Source organism: Pseudomonas sp. SIMBA_041 (assembly GCF_046535095.1).
Lineage (GTDB): Bacteria > Pseudomonadota > Gammaproteobacteria > Pseudomonadales > Pseudomonadaceae > Aquipseudomonas > Aquipseudomonas mucoides.
In genome coordinates, this window is record NZ_JAWRXJ010000012.1 from 25529 (window position 1) to 41707 (window position 16179).

A 16179-nucleotide genomic window follows, 5' to 3' on the forward strand; every position below is an offset into this window, starting at 1 on the left:
CAATTGAACGCTACAAAGTGACTGGCAACACTTTTCCGTTCGCCTTAACAGTGGCGATGGGTGGATAACGGCAAGTGTTGCTTTGATTAAGTGCGTTTCTGTTTTTGTTGTTTTATGGGTAATACGGCGTATGGCCTATGAACTCAGGGTTACCTGAGCAGAAACTATGCCAACTGCCAAAAGTCTGTTGGGTGCTTAAAAACTCAATAAAAACAATTGTTTATATGGGAAACATATTTGTTTGTATTGCCCATGAAACAGGCGCGTCGAGGGGTAACGAAACTGCACGTTCAGTGTGCGTTTTTTATTTCACGCGCATAAAAAAGGCCGACATATCTGTCGGCCTGTTTAACCCTGGAAACTTGATACTCGCGTTATAGATCCAGGACCAATCGCCGACTCTTGCAACCCGACACACACACCATCATGGATTTGTTGGCCGCACGTTCGGCTTTGGTCAGCACGCCGTCCCGGTGGTCGACATCACCTTCCAGTACGCGTGTTTCGCACGACCCGCAGACCCCTTCGCGACAGCTGTACTCGATGTCGCAACCCGCCTCAAGCAGTACGTCGAGCAAACTCAAACCCGGCTCGATCGACAGTGTCTTGCCGGTTTTTTTCAGCTCGACGCTGTAGCTGCTCTGCGCGTCTTCAGACGGCGGCAGTTCTGCCGCCGTGAAACGCTCGATATGCGCATGAGGGTAACCGAGGCCTTCGCAGGTACTTTCGAAAGCATCGAGCATCGGCGTCGGGCCGCAGCAATAGAAGTGCGTATCGCTCGGCTGACCCGCCAGGTAGGCGCTCAGGTCTGGCGGCATGCCCTTTTCATCGTTGAAGTGATAGACGACTTTGGCACTCAAGCCGCTGAGTTCCTCAACCAGCGCGGCTTCCTGTCGCGAGCGGGCGCAGTAGATCAACTCGGCGGATTTTCCCAGCGCCAGCAGTTGCCGGAACATGCAGTAGATCGGCGTGATACCGATACCGCCAGCCACCAGCACGCTATGTCTGGCACTGAGGTCGAGCTGGAAATTATTGCGCGGCGACGAGATTGGCAGTTGCATGCCGACCCGCAGCTGCGCATGCACAAATTCCGAGCCGCCACGGCTGTTGCGATCTCGCAGAATGCCGATCACATAACGGCCTTGATCGCTTGGCGAGTTGAGCAGTGAATAACTGCGCACCAGTCCGTTGGGTAAGTGCAAATCGATGTGCGAGCCGGCTTCAAACGGGGCGAACACCGTGTCGCCAAACGGCCGCAACTCGACGCTGATGATGCCTTCGGCTTCGTAGCGCAGTGTGTGCACGCGAGCGGTGAGGGGGGAGGAATGGGACATCGGTCACCTCTTTTCGACAGTACGCAAATCGAGATCGAGACGCGCGCCGGCCTCGATCTCCACCCGCAGTTCGGGAAACACCAGCGCGCTCACTTCAACCAGCGTGGAGGTAGGAAAAACCGCCTGACCTTCGAAGAAGTCACGCCGTGCGCGACCCACTTCGTCCTTGTCGGCGATCTCGGTGACATACACCGTCAGCCGGTAAATGTTGCCGATATGCCCACCCGCCGCCTCGACCAGCGCCCGGACTTTGTTCAACACGACCAGTGTCTGGGCGTAGGCATCGAGCGGCGCGTCTGCCACAACGGCCAGGCGTGTAGCGGGATGGCCGGTCATGCCGGACATCACCACTTCATTGCCGATCAGCAAGGCATTCGACCAGGTGGCGCTGGCCGGCTCGATCAACGAGCCAGCCTGAACACGTTGCACGGCTGCGTTCATGGCACCTGCTTCGCGTCGATCAGCTCCAGTTGGGCCTTGGCCGCGTTTTTCAGGTAGCGACGCAGACGCACCACACCCAAGTCATGCTGGTAGAGGTTTTCCCGCTGGTTGGCGTCCGGTTCCATGAACTCGAGCAGCACCCGGTCCTGTTCCAGCACTGCCCAGTGGCGTGCTTCCAGGCGGTTTTTGTAGAGGAAACGCCAGGTATCGCGCTGCCAGCCGGTCAGTGGACGGCAACGCCAGTGGAACACCGCGGACAAGGAGCGGCTGCTCGGCGTGTAGCTGCCGATGATGGTGAAGTTGCCGCCCGGGCCGCCGGTTTTCGGATAGGGGATTTCCAGGCGCAGCCAGTGGCAGCCGTTATCCATGAACTCGGTCCAGTCGAAATTCACCCCGCGCTGGCCTTCTTTCTCGAAGAAGAAACCGTTGTCGGTGTCGCGGGTGACGAACTTGGCGGTGGCTTCGCCTTCGCTCATGGAGTGCGACATCTTGTGCAGGTAGGTGCCGTGCATCGGGTCCATGACGTTGTCGATGACGTAGCGATAATCGCCTTTCCATTCTGTGTAGCAGAGGAAGCTGCTCCATTCGGGGGAGGTCAGTTGCTCTGGCAGGACCAGCTCCGGAGGGGTGTCCACGTGCGGATCTGCAGCGTTGTACAGAAAGATCGCGCCAGCGGCTTCACGGGTGTGAAACATGCGTGTCGGGCGGCTGCCTTCAAGCTTGCAACCAGGGCTGCCGGGGACTTTGGTGACGGTGCCGTCACAGCGCACTTCGACGCCGTGATAAGGGCATTGCAGACGGTCACCCAGCACCGGTCCCTGGGACAGCGGCGCGCCGCGATGAGGGCAATGATCTTCAAGGGCATGGACGCTGCCGTCATTGTCGCGCCACAGGGCGATTTTGTAGCCCAGACGGCGAATTGACACCGGTTTTTCGCCCAATTGATCGGAGGGCAGGACCGGGAACCAAAGGTTTTTCAACCCGTTGGCCAAGAGGTTTTCAGCTGGATCGACGGTTGTATTCATGTTCATTTCTTATTGTCCTCCGGCGGGTCATTCGCCCAGCCGAGCCATCAGGGTTTTATAGGCGTCTGCTGTCCACTCTCCGGTGGTCAGCGGGCAGGGCGGCCCGGCCAGATTCAGGTGCGCGAGCAGATCGGGCAATTCGGTCACTCCGTTGCCGAAGGCGCGCTCGATGGAGTCGCCGAGCAACTCTTCGAACTGGGTGTTCGGACGTTTGCGGGCTTGATGGGGCTCCAGGTAGGGTTCGGTATTGCTCATCTCATTGATCTCCGTTACGTACCCGTTCGCGGATCATTTCGCGCACGGGAATAAAGTCATACGTCGGGAAAACTTCGGTGCTGAACACGCCCCAGGCCGACCGTTCGAGCTCGACGTTGAGGGTCGGCAGCAGACTCGGCGGCAACCGCAGGGTGACGATTTGGCCCAGGCCCATGGCCACGGTCCAGGACACCACCTCGACGCCTTGCGGGGGAAACCGTTCCCACCAGTCCTGCTGCTTCATGTGCCGCTGAATGTCTTCCAGGTTCTTTGATTGGTCGTGCTTGAGCAGTACGGTCACCAGCAAGGATTCGCTCATGGCTGCGGTCCTGATCACGCCACGTTCGGCATCGGCACGGCCCAGGCGTCATAGCCATAAACCCAGTCGGCGTTACCGCCGTCCTTGAGCCATTGGTTGCCGCGCGAGCCGATCTGGATCTGGCTGGTGCGTTGCAACCGCGCCTGCTGATAAGCCTGCAGGGCATCGGCGATTTGCGCGGTGCCGGTCAGGTCTTGCAAATGGCGAGCGAGCACCACCGCATCTTCGATCGCCTGGCCGGCGCCCTGAGCCATGAACGGCATCATCGGATGGCAGGCATCGCCCAGCAGCGTCATCGCCCCTTTGGACCAGAACGGTAGCGGATCGCGTTCATACAGCGCGGTCTTGAGCACCTCGTTGCACGCATCCAACAGAGCGCGAGCATCCGGGTGGAAGTCCTGATAATGGCTACGCAACTCGTCGGCATCGCCGGCGCTGGTCCAGGACTCTTCATGCCAGCTGTCTTGAGCGGTGGTAGCGAAGATGAAAATGTCCCGACCCTGGTTCAGCGGAAACGTCACGATCTGGCTTTCCGGTGTCGGGCCCCACCATTTAGTGAACGCCTGAATGTTCGGCACATGGGCCACGCGTTCGGCAGGTACGACGGCGCGGTAAGCGACCACTCCGGTAAAGCGCGGTTGCTCATCACCGAACAGCGCATTACGCACTACCGAATGGATGCCATCCGCACCGATCAACAGATCGGTGAAGTGACGGCTGCCATCCTTGAAGCGCAACTCGATGCCGTCGGCGGTTTGCACGACGTGGTCGGCGCGTTTGCCAAACTGCACCTGTTCTGGTGGAAAGACGTCCGCCAGCGCGGCCAGCAGATCGGCGCGGTGAATGGTCAGTTGCGGTGCACCGTATTTCTGTTCGGCGGCATCGGACATTTCCAGGCGCGAGGTTTCCTCGCCGCTGTCCCACAGGCGACTGATCCGGTGCGTTGGACGAGCGGCCGGAATGCGCACGGCGGCGCCCACCCCAAGACCATCCAGAGCACGCACGGCATTAGGGGTCAGGTTGATATCGGCACCGACCCGCAAAAAGGCTTTCGACTGTTCGAATACGGTGACGTTATGGCCTGCGCGATGCAGGGCGATGGCGGCGGTCAGGCCGCCGATTCCGGCACCGGCGATAGCGATATTCAGCGAAGACATGGACGACTCCTGCTCAGGATTTCGGTTTGTCGGTGAGGAACTTGCCTTGCGGCGCTTCGACATGTTGCTGGCGACGGGTATTGCCATCGATGCCGCCGGCAATCGCCCACTCAGCGAACATCGTCGGGCCCGGCTCGAAGTCCCGTGGCTGCCATTCGCCGGTCAGTTGGTCTTCGTCGGCGTAGTACTCGACCAGGGCGCCGGCCGGGTTCTTGAAGTACCAGAAGAACGCCGAAGACACCGGGTGTCGGCCCGGGCCGATTTCCGTGGCCCAGCCGCGGCGGGAGATGTGCATGCCGCCGCCGAACACTTCGTGCACATCGCGCACGGTGAAGGCGACGTGGTTCAAGCCGGCACGAGGGGCGGGCAGTTGCAGCATGAACAGGTCGTGGTGGCCACCTTCTTCGGCGGTGCGCAGGAACGCTCCGCGATCCGGATAACGGTCCGAGGCCTGGAAGCCGAAGCGCTCGTGATAGAAGGCTTCGCAGGCATTCACGTCCTTGACGAAAAACACCACATGACCGACTTCGATCGGCGTGGCGCGGTCGTAGATCGGCGCGGCTTTGTTGATCCGGCCTTTGGTCTGCCAGGTGTTATGGCCGCTGCACTCGATCTCCAGGTCACGTTTGCGGGTCACCTGCAGGCGGATTGCCAGGCCGTTAGGGTCGGTGCAACCGATGCGGCCATCGGCTTCGATGAAGCCCGGATCGTTGGCGATTCGTTCGCTATAAAGCTTCAAGTCGGCGTCGCTTTCGACGCCCCACACCACTTCGCGCACGGTTGAACCGGCTTCGATGGCAGGTGGCAAACCGGCCTTGTTGATGTCGGCGAGCACCACGCGGCAACCGTTGAGGGTTTCGAAGATCACTTCATCAGGCTGCTCGCTGACTTTAGTCAGGCCCCAGTCGCTGAAAAAACGCACGCTGGTGTCGAGGTCCTCGACGCCGTAGGTGACTTCATCAATGCCTAAAACGCTCATAACCCAACCTCTCGTTGCGCACCGGCCCAGGCCAGTGGCTGTTCATTCATGCCCCAATAAAGGCTTTTCTGTTCCATGTACTGCAGGATGCCGAGGCGACCTTTTTCACGGCCCAGACCGCTGTCGCGCCAGCCGCCGAACGGTGTGGAAATCGAGAACTGTTTGTAGGTGTTGATCCACACCGTACCGGCCTGAATTTTTCGGCCCAGTGCCCAGGCGCGTTTGTAGTCGCGCGTCCAGATGCCGGCGGCGAGGGCGTACAGGCTGTCGTTGGCCTGTTCGAGCAATTGCGCTTCGTCATCGAAGGGCATCGCCACCAAAACGGGGCCGAAGATCTCTTCCTGACAAACCTGTTGGCTGTTGTTCAGGCCTTCGAGGATGGTCGGCGGGTAGTAATAACCCTGGTCGTACACGCCGCCGCTCGGACGTTTGCCACCGAGCAGCAGGCGTCCACCTTCGGCCAGCCCCAGAGCCACATAACGCTCCACCGAGTCGCGGTGGCCGGCGCTGATCAACGGACCCATTTGGGTACGTTCATCGGCCGGATCACCGACGCGCAGTTCGGCCGCAGCGGCCACCAGGCGCGACATGAACGGCTCATACAGCGCGCGGGCGACGAACAAGCGCGAGCCGGCGATGCAGGCTTCGCCTGAAGAGCTGAAGATGCCGTACAGCACACCCGCCACCGCGTGGTCGAGGTCGGCGTCGTCGAGGACGATGGTCGGTGATTTGCCGCCCAGTTCCAGCGACACCGGCATCATCTTGTCGGCGGCGATGTGGGCAATGTGCTTGCCGGTTTTGGTGCCGCCGGTGAACGACACGCGCTTGACCAACGGATGACGGGTCAGCGCATCACCGAGCAGTGAACCTTTACCCGGCAGCACACTGAGCAGGCCTTTAGGCAAGCCTGCGTCTTCGCAGATGCGCGCCAGTTGCAGGGCCATCAACGGGGTGATTTCCGCCGGTTTGATCACCACCGCGTTGCCCGCTGCCAGCGCCGGAGCGACCTTCTGCGCCTCGCTGGCAATCGGCGAGTTCCACGGGGTGATCGCGGCGATCACGCCCATCGGTTCGTACACACTCATGCTGACGAAATCACCACGGGACGGCGTGATGGTTTCTTCGAGGGTTTCACAGGCCGAAGCGAAGAACTGGAATGTGCCGGCGGCGCTGGCCACCAGGGCACGGGTTTCGTTGATCGGTTTGCCGTTGTCCTGGCGCTGCAATTGCGCCAGTTCCTCGCTGCGCTCACGGATCAGCTCGGCGATGCGGTAAAGCACGCTGGCCCGTTCGTGAGGTTTGCGCTGCGCCCAGCCGCTGTGCAAAAACGCCTGATGGGCGCCTTGCACGGCGTCTTCAACGTCGTCGACACTGGCGGCATTCAGCCAGGCGACGGCTTCGCCCGTGGCGGGGTAGCACGTGGCATAACGCTCGCCGCGACCGAGGCGCCAGTCGCCGGCAATGCAGATCGGTAAAGTCTGTTCGAGAGTCATCGACGGTCCCCTAAATCGAAATCGCGTGGGCGTGGTTGCCCAGGGCGCGGACGACGCTGTAAACGGTCAGCGCCGAGGTCTTCGGGTTGGCCAGCAGCGGTTTGCCACGCAAGCTCAGTTCGAAACCGCCAAAAGCGCCGCGAGCCTCGAAGTGATGGACGTTCTCCTCGCTCAGCGGATCGGCGATCAGCGTCACATGGGTGCGATCCAGGCCGAGCCCGGCCAGCGACAAGGTCGCGGCGACGTTGGCGTTTTTTGGATAGAGCCGTGCCGCTTCCCGGGCGCTGCCCTGAAAAATCACCGTGGCTTCGGTAATGTTGTCCAGGTCACAGGCCTGTTCAGCGGGGGTGTTTTTCCAGGCTTTAGCCGGTTTGCGGCCGGTGTAATTGACCGAATCCAGCCCGCCGACTTTGGCCGCCGACAAGGCGTCGATGCCGCCGATAGCGCCGGGCAGCAACTCGATGCGGGTCTGGCCGCGTTCGGCTGCTGCTTCCAAGCGTTCAACCAGGCCAACTTCGGACAGCGCGCCGACCGAGACGATCAGGCAGGCAATGCCACGTTCCAGCGCCGGCAACACATGTTCTTCGATGGCGCGGTGGCCGGCGCACTCGACCAATAGGTCCGGGCGGGCGTCGGCCGGTAAGGCGGTCAGCACCTGCGGTGGTTGCTTGAAACTGGCCAGCCGCTGGCGCACCAATTCTTCAGACCCGGTCGAAGCGATGACGTAGTCAACGCACAGCTGCGGGTCCTTCTCCAATAGTTCGAGCACGCCGACGCCAATGGCGCCGCAGCCGATCATGGTGATATGCAACATGACGAAGTCCTCAGGCCGTGGCTTTTTGCGCTTTGGTTTCGCTGTTGGGCGGACCGGCGAACTGGGTAGCGAAGCTGCCGACGGCGAGCATGTCCACTTCCAGCAGGAACGGGCCGGGTTGAGCCAGTGCGCCGTCGACCACGCGGCCGAAATCCTTCAGGTCGGTGACCAGGCCGTGGCGCAGGTTCAGCGATTCCGCCAGCTTGGAATAATCCGGGGTGTGCAGGTCGACGTAGCAGTGACGGCTGCCGTAGACCGCGTCCTGAATGTTGCGGATCACGCCGTAGCGCTGGTCGTTCATCAGCAGAATCACCACGTTGGCTTTTTCTTGCACCAGCGTCGCCAGTTCGCCGAGGTTGAGGATAAAACCGCCGTCACCGGCCAGGGCGAAGACCTTGCGCTCAGGGGCTGTTTCAGCCGCAGCGACTGCCGCGCCGATGCCCATCGACAGGCCCTGGCCAATGCCGCCGCCGAGGGCATGCACGCCAGCTCGCGGGTGGAACAGGGTCAGCAGGCGGTTGCCCCAGATGCTGTTGGACAGCGTGACGTCACGTACCCAGGAGAAATTGCGCCCGGTGATGGCTTGCAGCTGTTCGACCATGGCCGAGTACGGGCCGAGGTCGGCGATCAGTTGCGTGCGGGACTTTTCGCGCACCTGCTTGAGCTCGGCAAGGAAGGTCGGATCGATTTGCAGCCGACCTTCCAGACGATCCGCCAGACCTTCAAGTGCCAGCGCCGAGTCGCCACAGATGAACAGTTCGCTGTTATAGCTGCGACCTTCGATGGCCGGGTTGGCGTCGATGCGCAAAGTGTTGCGTGGCAATTTCAACGCGTACTTGAAGGTTTCATTGCTGCGCAGACGGGAGCCGGCGATCAGCAAGGCATCGCAGCTTTGCAGGAACTGCTCGACCAGTTTGTTTTGCGAGAACGCGCCGAGGCAGCGTTCGTCATCTTCGTTGACCACACCGCGACCCTGGGTCGAGGTGATCACGCCGACGCCCATGTCCAGCAGGCGTTTGACTTGAGGCCCGGCGTGTCGTGCGCCGCCGCCGAGCCATAGCAATGGACGGGTGGCGGTGGCCAGACGTTCGGCCACCAGGTCCAGCGCTTCGGGCGCGGGGACGGCCACTGGGATTGGCAGCGGCGAGAGGTCGGTCGGCATCGTGATAAAGGTCGACTGGATGTCGATCGGGATTTCCACGCTGACCGGCCCGGTGGGAGCGGTCAGCGCAGTCTGCACGGCCAGCTTCATGGTGCTGATGGCGGTTTCGACACTGCGCACACGGAACGCAGCCTTCGATACAGCCTTGAGCATGGTCAGTTGGTCGCGGGCTTCGTGGATGTAGGCGAATTCCTGATCCAGGTACGGTGTTTCGATCTGCCCGGTGATGTGCAGCAGCGGTGTGCCGGCGGTCAACGCTTCGACCATGGCGCCTGCGGCGTTGCCGGCTGCGGTGCCGGTGGATGTCAGGCAGACACCGAGGCCGCCGGTGGTGCGGGCATAGGCGTCGGCCATATTAGTGGCGCCGGCTTCCCCACGAGCCATGACGAAGCGGATATTTCCGCGAACGGCGAAGGCATCGAGGATCGGCATGTTGTGGATCGAGATCACGCCGAACGCGGCCTTGACGTCGCACTGCTCGAGAAACGCGGTGATGGCAGCGCCAACGGTGACAGTATTTTCATTACGCATGACGGGACAGGCCTCCAGAAACATCGATATGGCTGCCTGTGGTGTAAGCCGACAGAGGCGAGGCCAGAAACAGGATCGCGCGGGCCGCTTCAATCGGCAGGCCCAGACGCCCCAAGGGAATGTGTTTTTGTTGCGCGAGCCGGGCGGTCCATTGGGTCCAGTCCAGGTCCCGCTCTTCGCGGGCCTCGAAACGTCGGCGCCATTGCCCGGACTCAACCAGGCCAATGAGGATGCCGTTGACCCGAATACCCTGACCGGCAAATTCGGTGGCCATCGAGCGCACCAGGTTCATGACCCCGGCGCGAGCGGCCGAGGTGGCGACCATGTGCGGTTCCGGCTGGCTGGCCAGCAGCGAGTTGACGCAGACGATGGCCGCGTTCGGCTGGCGTTGCAGCTGTGCCATGAAGGCGTGGACCGGGTTGATCACCGAGAAGAACTTCAGGTTCAACTCTTCGGTCCAGGCGCTGTCGGTGGTGTCGGCGAAGGTCGACACCCGACCTTGCCCGGCGTTGTTGATCAACACGCTGGCCGGGCCCAATGCGGCCAGACTGGCGGCGGCAAACGCCTTGACTGAGTCCGCATCGAGCACGTTGCAAACTTGGGTGAGCAGCCGTGCTTCGGGGAAGCGTTGACGCAATTCGGTTTCAGCGTTGCGCAACCGGTTTTCGTCCCGGCCGCAAAAGGCCACGGCCGCGCCGGCTTCGAGCAATAACTCGACGCAGGCCAGGCCAATGCCCGAAGAGCCACCGGTGACAATCGCGGTGCTGTCTTGCAGTTGATAAAGGCTCATCTCAATCCCTCATCAATGCAGTGACGCGGTGCCCGTCATGGGCAGCAGCGCTGTTGTAGTTGAGCAGGCGCGACAGTTCGTCGGCGCTACGGCGCACTTGCAGGAGCAACTCGTTGAAGTTGACGTGAGCGATCTGTGCGGTCGGGATCGTGACGCCCAGCGCGGCGACGATCCTGCTCGTCTCATCGCGCACCGGGGCGGCAACGGTCGAGATCGTTGACTCGAAGAAGCCTTCGCTGCTGACGAAACCGCGCTGGCGGTCAGCCTGAACCAGGTCGAACAGTTCCATCACGGTTTTCGGCGTGCACGGCGAGAACTGCTCCAGATGGTCTTCCGGGTACAGCTCACGCAACTCGGCCAGCGACAAGTCTTCGAGCAGAATTCGTCCGAGGACAGTGGCGTGGGCGGGCAGGCGAGTGCCGACGTTGACCGCACTGGAGAACACTGACGGCGGCGAGACCTTGGCCACGTAAACGATCGAACGACCATCGCGCACCACCAGGTTGCTCGGGTAGTTGAGGCGGTCGCACAAGCGAGCCAGCAGCGGCTGGCCCAGTTCGGTCAGTTCCAGCGAAGCCAGGTATTCAAAGCCCAGGCGTAGCACCGACATGCCCAAGCGGTATTCATTGCCGCTGCGGGTGACAAACCCCATGGTTTCCAGGGTCGACAGCAGACGAAATATGGTCGAGCGTGGCAGTGCCAGACGCCGGGCCAGTTCTGGCGCTGTCAGCGTGCGATTGCGCCGGCTGAATTCGCAGAGCAGCAGCAGACCGCGCTCCAGGCCCGGCACGATGTATTTGTCCTGAGCGTCCTTCAGCAGATCTGAATCGTTCATAGAGATGCACCTGTCAGGGATTCTTTAATGGCAAAGGCCAGACGGCCCGCCACGACATAAGGTTGTTCAATAGGGCTGGCATGCCCGGCATCGGCAATCAGGTTGAACGTGGCGCCCAACGCCTTGGCCAGGGTCAGGCAGCTTTCGGGCGCGGTGATGCCGTCGGCTTCGCCGCAATGCACTTCGCAAGGCATCGACAGCGGTGGGTGCCGCAGCAGGTCATCGCTGCACAGCAGTTCAATGGCCTGGCGATAGCCATCGGGATTGAGCCGCGCCATGTTCCATCGCACCCAGGCCAGTGCTTTCGGGCTGGCGGCGGGTGAAAGCATGTAGGGACTGCGTTGCTCGGCCATCTGCTGAATGCTCAGTTGTTCCAGGGCACGCAGGCGTTTGTTGCGCACTTCCTGACGCTGCAACGCGCGTGATGGATGGCCATAGCCTTGGGCCGGGCTGATCAAGACCAGCCGGCTGATCCGTTGCTGCTGCACGCCGCTGGCGAACGCCGTGGCAGTAATCGCGCCCAGGGAATGACCCACCAGCACACAGCGCTGGATGCCCAGTGCGTCGAGCAGTTGCAGCAGTCGTTCGGCGTAGTCCGAAGCGTCGGGGGCCAGCGATCTCAGCGGCGTGGAATCACCGTAGCCGGGCGCGTCCCAGGCAATCACCCGGGCGCTCTGGCCAAGCTCCTGCGCCACCTCTAACCACGACGCCGAGCCTGAGCCGATCCCGTGCAACAACACAATGGCCGGCCCGGACCCGCATTCGCGAAAGGCTTGGCGACCGCCGGCGATCTCCAGCGTACGCACCGGAAAATTCAGGGCCAGTTGTGCCTGGAGGTCAGCCGTGAGCGGCGGGACGAGATTATCGATGGCGTACGACATGGGCTTATCCGCGCTTGATCGAGGCCAGAGGATGTTCTGGCGGGTAGGTCGGGGTCAGCGGTTTTTTCGCGCCGAGCATCACGCACATCAGCGCGTCTTCATCGCCGATGTTGATCTCTTCGCGGTACACGCCGGGCGGCACGGAAATCACGTCGCGGTCGGTGAGGATGGTTTCGAAGCGCTCGCCGTCCTTTTCGATGATCACTTTGAGTTTGCCGCGCAGCACGAAGAACACTTCTTCAACGTCAGTGTGCAGGTGCGGCGGGCCTTCATGACCGGCCGGAATCACCATGGTCGAGAACGTGAAATTCTCCGACGGGATGGTGTTCATGTCGGTGCTCACGCCGGTGCCGCCGGTGCCGATGTAGCGCATTTGCGCACGACGGAATTTCGGATCGTAGTCGGCCTGGAACTTCAGCGCGTTCCAGTCGTACTTGCGCGTGTCATAGCGAGCGATGCGGGTTTTCATCCAGCTTTCGAGATCGCTGCCGGCTGGCTGTTCCCAGCTTTTCGGGGTGTCTTGCTGTGCTGATAAATCGGTCATGGCTGTCTCCAGATCAAGTCAAGGCATGACGAACCCGCCGTTGACCGGCAAGGTTTGTCCAGTGATGAAACGGGCGAGGTCGGACAGCGCGAACAACACGGCGCCGCTGACGTCTTCGGGAAGTTGTGGGCGTTGAATGGCCCGGTGATCGTTGTACAAACGGTGACGTGCTTCGGGCACGTAGGCGGTCGCTTCGACCAGCACCAGGCCCGGCGCGATGGCGTTGACCGTGATGTTGTCGGTGCCCAGTTCGCGGGCTAGGCTGCGGGTCATCGCGATGATTGCGCCCTTGCTGGCGACATAGGCCAGCAGGTTGGGCGCACCCCACAGCGGCGTGTCCGACGCCAGGTTGACGATGGCGCCATGACCGCTGGCGCGCAGGGCCGGCAGACACGCCTTGGTCATCAGCCAGGTGCCGCGCACGTTGACTTGCATGACCTGATCCCAGGTCTCGAGGCTCAGCTCTTCGCAGGTCTTGCCGCCGGAATTGGTGATTGAAGCGTTGTTCACCAGGCCGTCGAGGCCGCCGAGCAAGCGGGTGGCTTCAGCCACGCAGGCATCGATCGAATCGGGTTGCGCCAGATCAACTGTCACGCCATGCACGGTCAGGCCTTCGGCGACGAGTTCAGTGGCCGATTGCTGGACGCGCTCGGCAAGAATGTCGGCGATCACCACGTGGGCACCGGCGCGGCCGATGGCCTGGGCAAAGGCATAACCCAATCCGCGGGCGCCCCCGGTGACCAGGATCCGGCGGCCTTCGAGCAAACGATTGAGGGCCGTCATCATTGGGTACTCAGCATGGCTTTGGGCATGTAATGCAGAACGCGTTTCTCGGCCCAGACCACCGCGCCGTAAGAGAGCACACCGATCAGCGTGAGCATCACAATGGCGACGAATACGCCCGCGGTGTTGCCCTGACCTTCGGCATCGACCAGCAGGAATCCCAAGCCCTGGTTGCCGCCGACCAGCTCACCGACGGTGACGCCGATCACAGCCAGGGTGGAGGCAATGCGCAAGCCCGAGAACAGCGCGGCCATGGCCGATGGGAACTCCACCAGGCGGAAGATCTGCCAGCGACTGGCGTTCATGGTCCGGACCAGGTTGATCATGTCCGGGTCAACGGTGCGGATGGCCGACAGCACGTTGATCATCACCGGGAAGAACACAATCAGGATGGCAATCAGGATCTTCGGGTAAATCGTGTAGCCCAGCCACATCACGAACAGCGGGGCGAAGGCGACTTTGGGGGCGATTTGCAGGGCCAAAATGTATGGCGACAGCATGGCTTCGGCAGCGGGCGAGAGCCCGAGCGAAACACCGATCGCCACACCGAGCAGAGCGCCCAGGCCGAAGCCGACGATGATCTCGAATGCGGTGATCAAGGTATGTTGCAGCAGACCGCCGGTTTGCCACATCACCACACTTTCCTGGGCCACGCGGCTCAGGTGCGGCATGACGAATTCGGGCATGCCGAGCAGTCCCGGGCCCCATTGCCAGAGCACCAGGAACAGGATCAGCAGGGCAACGCTGCCGAGCATGGAGTTATTGAGGTTTTTCATCGTGTCGTTACCTTGTTGTCACTCGCCGTTATTGCGCAGCTGTTTGGGTGTCGATGAACTGATTGGTGTACAGGTCGTCGAGCTTCGGTTCCTGGTTGACGATGCCTTCGCTGACATAGAACGTGCGGACCGCTTCCAGCCGCGCCGGATCGATGCGACCCAGTACGGTTTGGTTGGCGTAGACGTGTTCGACGTAAAGCTTGAAGACCTTCTCCAGCGAATCTTCTTTGCCGGCGTAGGCGGGGACAGCTTTGGCGAAGGTGAGTGCCGCGGCGTGCGGGTCCTGGATGATGTCGCGCATGCCTTGCAGGGTGGCCTGGACCACGCCGCGAACAATTTCCGGGTGCGTCTTGATGGCGTCGTCCGACGCGAGAATTGCCTGGGCCATGCTTTCGAAAATTTGCGATTGCGGGATCAGTTTGATCTTCACACCGGCTTCTTCGGCGTTGACCACCCAGTCCGGTACGCCCGCCATCGCCTGGGCTTTGTCAGCCGAGAATAACTGCCAGACGCCCGACGGGCCGGCAGCCTGGATGTTCACGTCGGTTTTGCTCAGGCCTGCTTTTCGAAGGGAGGCGAGCAAGGCGTAATAGGTGGTGTCCGAGTAGGACATCACCGTCATGGTCTTGCCCTTGAGGTCAGTGATCGAGTTGATATTTTCGGCGGCGTTGGTGGCAATCATAGTTACACCGCCGGCGCCCAGCACGGCGACGGAGCGCACCGGAATACCGTTGGCCCGCACCACAATCGGGGTATCACCCAGGGCACCGCCGAGCATGGCGTTACCGGCACCGATCTGCTTCGCCACGTCCACACCGCCCTTGGCCGCGATGAAGGTCATGTTCAGGTTCTGGGCGGCGTAGTAACCCTTTTGCTGGGCAATGATCCACGGGGCGAACGCCGGCGAGTTCGGCGGCGCCGGCAACAAGTAGGTCACGTCGGTGGACTGCGCCTGCGCGGCGAAGGCCATGCCCAGGCCGAGCGCAATGCCGCTGGCCTGGCTGAAGCGTTGAAACAGAGACTTGAACATGCGTACTCCTGAATCGGTTGATGGCCGCAAGGGCGTTGATCAATGCAGTTCGGTGTCTTCGCCGACTTTCAGCAATTCCATCAGGCGACCGGCCAGCGGACCGATCTCCGGCAGCTTGCGGCGCTCCAGCGGGTTGTCGCGAAACGGCAGGTCGACGTTGATTTCTTCGATGATGGTGCCCGGGCGGGCACTCATGACCAGCAACCGGTCGGACATGGCGATGGCTTCGATCAGGTCATGGGTAATGAACAGGGCGGTTTTCTTTTCGTCGAACAGCATCCGCGCCATGTCCTGCTGCAGGATCATCTTGGTCTGCGCATCCAGGGCCGAGAACGGCTCGTCGAGGAACAGCACTTGCGGGTCGATGGCCAAGGTACGAGCCAGGGCTGCACGCTGCCGCATGCCGCCCGACAGCTGGAACGGGTAGTGGTCGGCAAAGCCTTGCAGGTGGCAACGATCGAGCAGATCTTTGGCCACGGCCTGACGCTTAGCGGCCGGTACACCTTGAATTTCCAGGCCCAGTTCGACATTGCGACGAATGCTGCGCCATGGCATCAGCAGGTCTTTTTGCAGCATGAAAGCAACTTGGCGAACCGGACCTGTCACCGCTTCACCGCCGACAAACACTTCGCCTTCGGAAGGTCGATAGAGGCCGGAGCCCATGTTCAGAATGGTGCTTTTGCCGCAACCGGAAGGGCCGATGATCGACACCACTTCACCGCGGCGAATCTTGAAATTGACGTCGCGAATGGCAAACGGCGCTTCGGACTTTCCTTTGGCCGGGAAACATTTGCCGACATTGCGAAATTCAATTTCGATGGGCTCCAGATCTTCCTTGGGAGCGGGTTTATTCCATTGAGGGGCGATGGCGTACATCTCGTTCACAGCCATTGGGAAGGGTCTCTGGTCTGTTTTATAGGTGATACGGTGTTTATTGCATGAACAATGCCACTGAGTTGCCCAGTTGGTTTTTTCTTAAAAAAACCTTTCTTATTATGAAGTTACGTTGAATTTCTCATTTCACGCACGT

Annotated in this window: 18 protein-coding genes; all 18 read right to left on the reverse strand. The window is 61.2% G+C overall.

Annotated elements, in window-relative coordinates; genetic code table 11:
- Positions 1-374 precede the first annotated feature (374 nt).
- The 18 genes from SB725_RS25300 to SB725_RS25385 are packed head-to-tail and all read right to left on the reverse strand — an operon-like array spanning position 375 to position 16025.
- Positions 375-1334 (reverse strand): PDR/VanB family oxidoreductase, encoded by a 960-nt coding sequence (locus SB725_RS25300; protein WP_027923564.1) that lies wholly within the window; start codon positions 1332-1334, stop codon positions 375-377.
- A 3-nt stretch (positions 1335-1337) separates the two neighbouring features.
- A complete protein-coding gene (locus SB725_RS25305; RefSeq protein ID WP_027923565.1) occupies positions 1338-1775 on the reverse strand; it encodes a Rid family hydrolase in 438 nt (145 codons plus the stop codon).
- A complete protein-coding gene (locus SB725_RS25310) occupies positions 1772-2806 on the reverse strand; it encodes an aromatic ring-hydroxylating oxygenase subunit alpha (RefSeq protein WP_027923566.1) in 1035 nt (344 codons plus the stop codon). The genes SB725_RS25305 and SB725_RS25310 overlap by 4 nt, the downstream gene beginning before the upstream one ends.
- Positions 2807-2827: 21 nt before the next feature.
- A complete protein-coding gene (locus SB725_RS25315; protein ID WP_027923567.1) occupies positions 2828-3055 on the reverse strand; it encodes a recombinase-like helix-turn-helix domain-containing protein in 228 nt (75 codons plus the stop codon).
- 1 nt (position 3056) lies between these two features.
- Positions 3057-3374 (reverse strand): hypothetical protein, encoded by a 318-nt coding sequence (locus tag SB725_RS25320; protein WP_027923568.1) that lies wholly within the window; start codon positions 3372-3374, stop codon positions 3057-3059.
- A gap of 14 nt (positions 3375-3388) precedes the next feature.
- Complete coding sequence (locus SB725_RS25325) at positions 3389-4531, reverse strand: FAD-dependent monooxygenase (protein WP_027923569.1); 1143 nt, start codon at positions 4529-4531, stop codon at positions 3389-3391.
- A 13-nt stretch (positions 4532-4544) separates the two neighbouring features.
- Positions 4545-5510, reverse strand: coding sequence for a VOC family protein (locus SB725_RS25330; protein ID WP_027923570.1), 966 nt, complete (start codon positions 5508-5510; stop codon positions 4545-4547).
- On the reverse strand, positions 5507-7003 hold the full coding sequence (locus SB725_RS25335; RefSeq protein ID WP_194940232.1) for an aldehyde dehydrogenase: 1497 nt from the start codon (positions 7001-7003) through the stop codon (positions 5507-5509). The genes SB725_RS25330 and SB725_RS25335 overlap by 4 nt, the downstream gene beginning before the upstream one ends.
- Before the next feature lie 10 nt (positions 7004-7013).
- Entirely contained in the window at positions 7014-7817 is an 804-nt protein-coding gene (locus SB725_RS25340; RefSeq protein WP_027923572.1) for an aspartate dehydrogenase, read from the reverse strand.
- 10 nt (positions 7818-7827) lie between these two features.
- Positions 7828-9510, reverse strand: a complete 1683-nt coding sequence (locus SB725_RS25345; protein WP_059182768.1) for a thiamine pyrophosphate-binding protein — start codon at positions 9508-9510, stop codon at positions 7828-7830.
- The gene (locus tag SB725_RS25350) at positions 9503-10300 is read right to left on the reverse strand and encodes an SDR family oxidoreductase (protein ID WP_027923574.1); all 798 of its coding nucleotides are present in this window, start codon (positions 10298-10300) and stop codon (positions 9503-9505) included. The genes SB725_RS25345 and SB725_RS25350 overlap by 8 nt, the downstream gene beginning before the upstream one ends.
- A gap of 1 nt (position 10301) precedes the next feature.
- A complete protein-coding gene (locus SB725_RS25355; protein WP_027923575.1) occupies positions 10302-11135 on the reverse strand; it encodes an IclR family transcriptional regulator in 834 nt (277 codons plus the stop codon).
- Positions 11132-12016 carry an alpha/beta fold hydrolase gene (locus tag SB725_RS25360; RefSeq protein ID WP_410922749.1) on the reverse strand — a complete coding sequence of 295 codons (885 nt, stop codon included), beginning with the start codon at positions 12014-12016 and terminating at the stop codon, positions 11132-11134. The genes SB725_RS25355 and SB725_RS25360 overlap by 4 nt, the downstream gene beginning before the upstream one ends.
- A 4-nt stretch (positions 12017-12020) precedes the next feature.
- A complete protein-coding gene (locus SB725_RS25365; RefSeq protein WP_027923577.1) occupies positions 12021-12560 on the reverse strand; it encodes a cupin domain-containing protein in 540 nt (179 codons plus the stop codon).
- Between the two features lie 18 nt (positions 12561-12578).
- Positions 12579-13346 carry an SDR family oxidoreductase gene (locus SB725_RS25370; RefSeq protein WP_172825941.1) on the reverse strand — a complete coding sequence of 256 codons (768 nt, stop codon included), beginning with the start codon at positions 13344-13346 and terminating at the stop codon, positions 12579-12581.
- Positions 13343-14119 carry an ABC transporter permease gene (locus tag SB725_RS25375; RefSeq protein WP_027923579.1) on the reverse strand — a complete coding sequence of 259 codons (777 nt, stop codon included), beginning with the start codon at positions 14117-14119 and terminating at the stop codon, positions 13343-13345. Before SB725_RS25375 ends, SB725_RS25370 begins: the two co-directional genes overlap by 4 nt.
- A 28-nt stretch (positions 14120-14147) precedes the next feature.
- The gene (locus tag SB725_RS25380) at positions 14148-15149 is read right to left on the reverse strand and encodes an ABC transporter substrate-binding protein (RefSeq protein ID WP_059182769.1); all 1002 of its coding nucleotides are present in this window, start codon (positions 15147-15149) and stop codon (positions 14148-14150) included.
- 39 nt (positions 15150-15188) lie between these two features.
- A complete protein-coding gene (locus tag SB725_RS25385; RefSeq protein ID WP_050590200.1) occupies positions 15189-16025 on the reverse strand; it encodes an ABC transporter ATP-binding protein in 837 nt (278 codons plus the stop codon).
- Positions 16026-16179 lie beyond the last annotated feature (154 nt).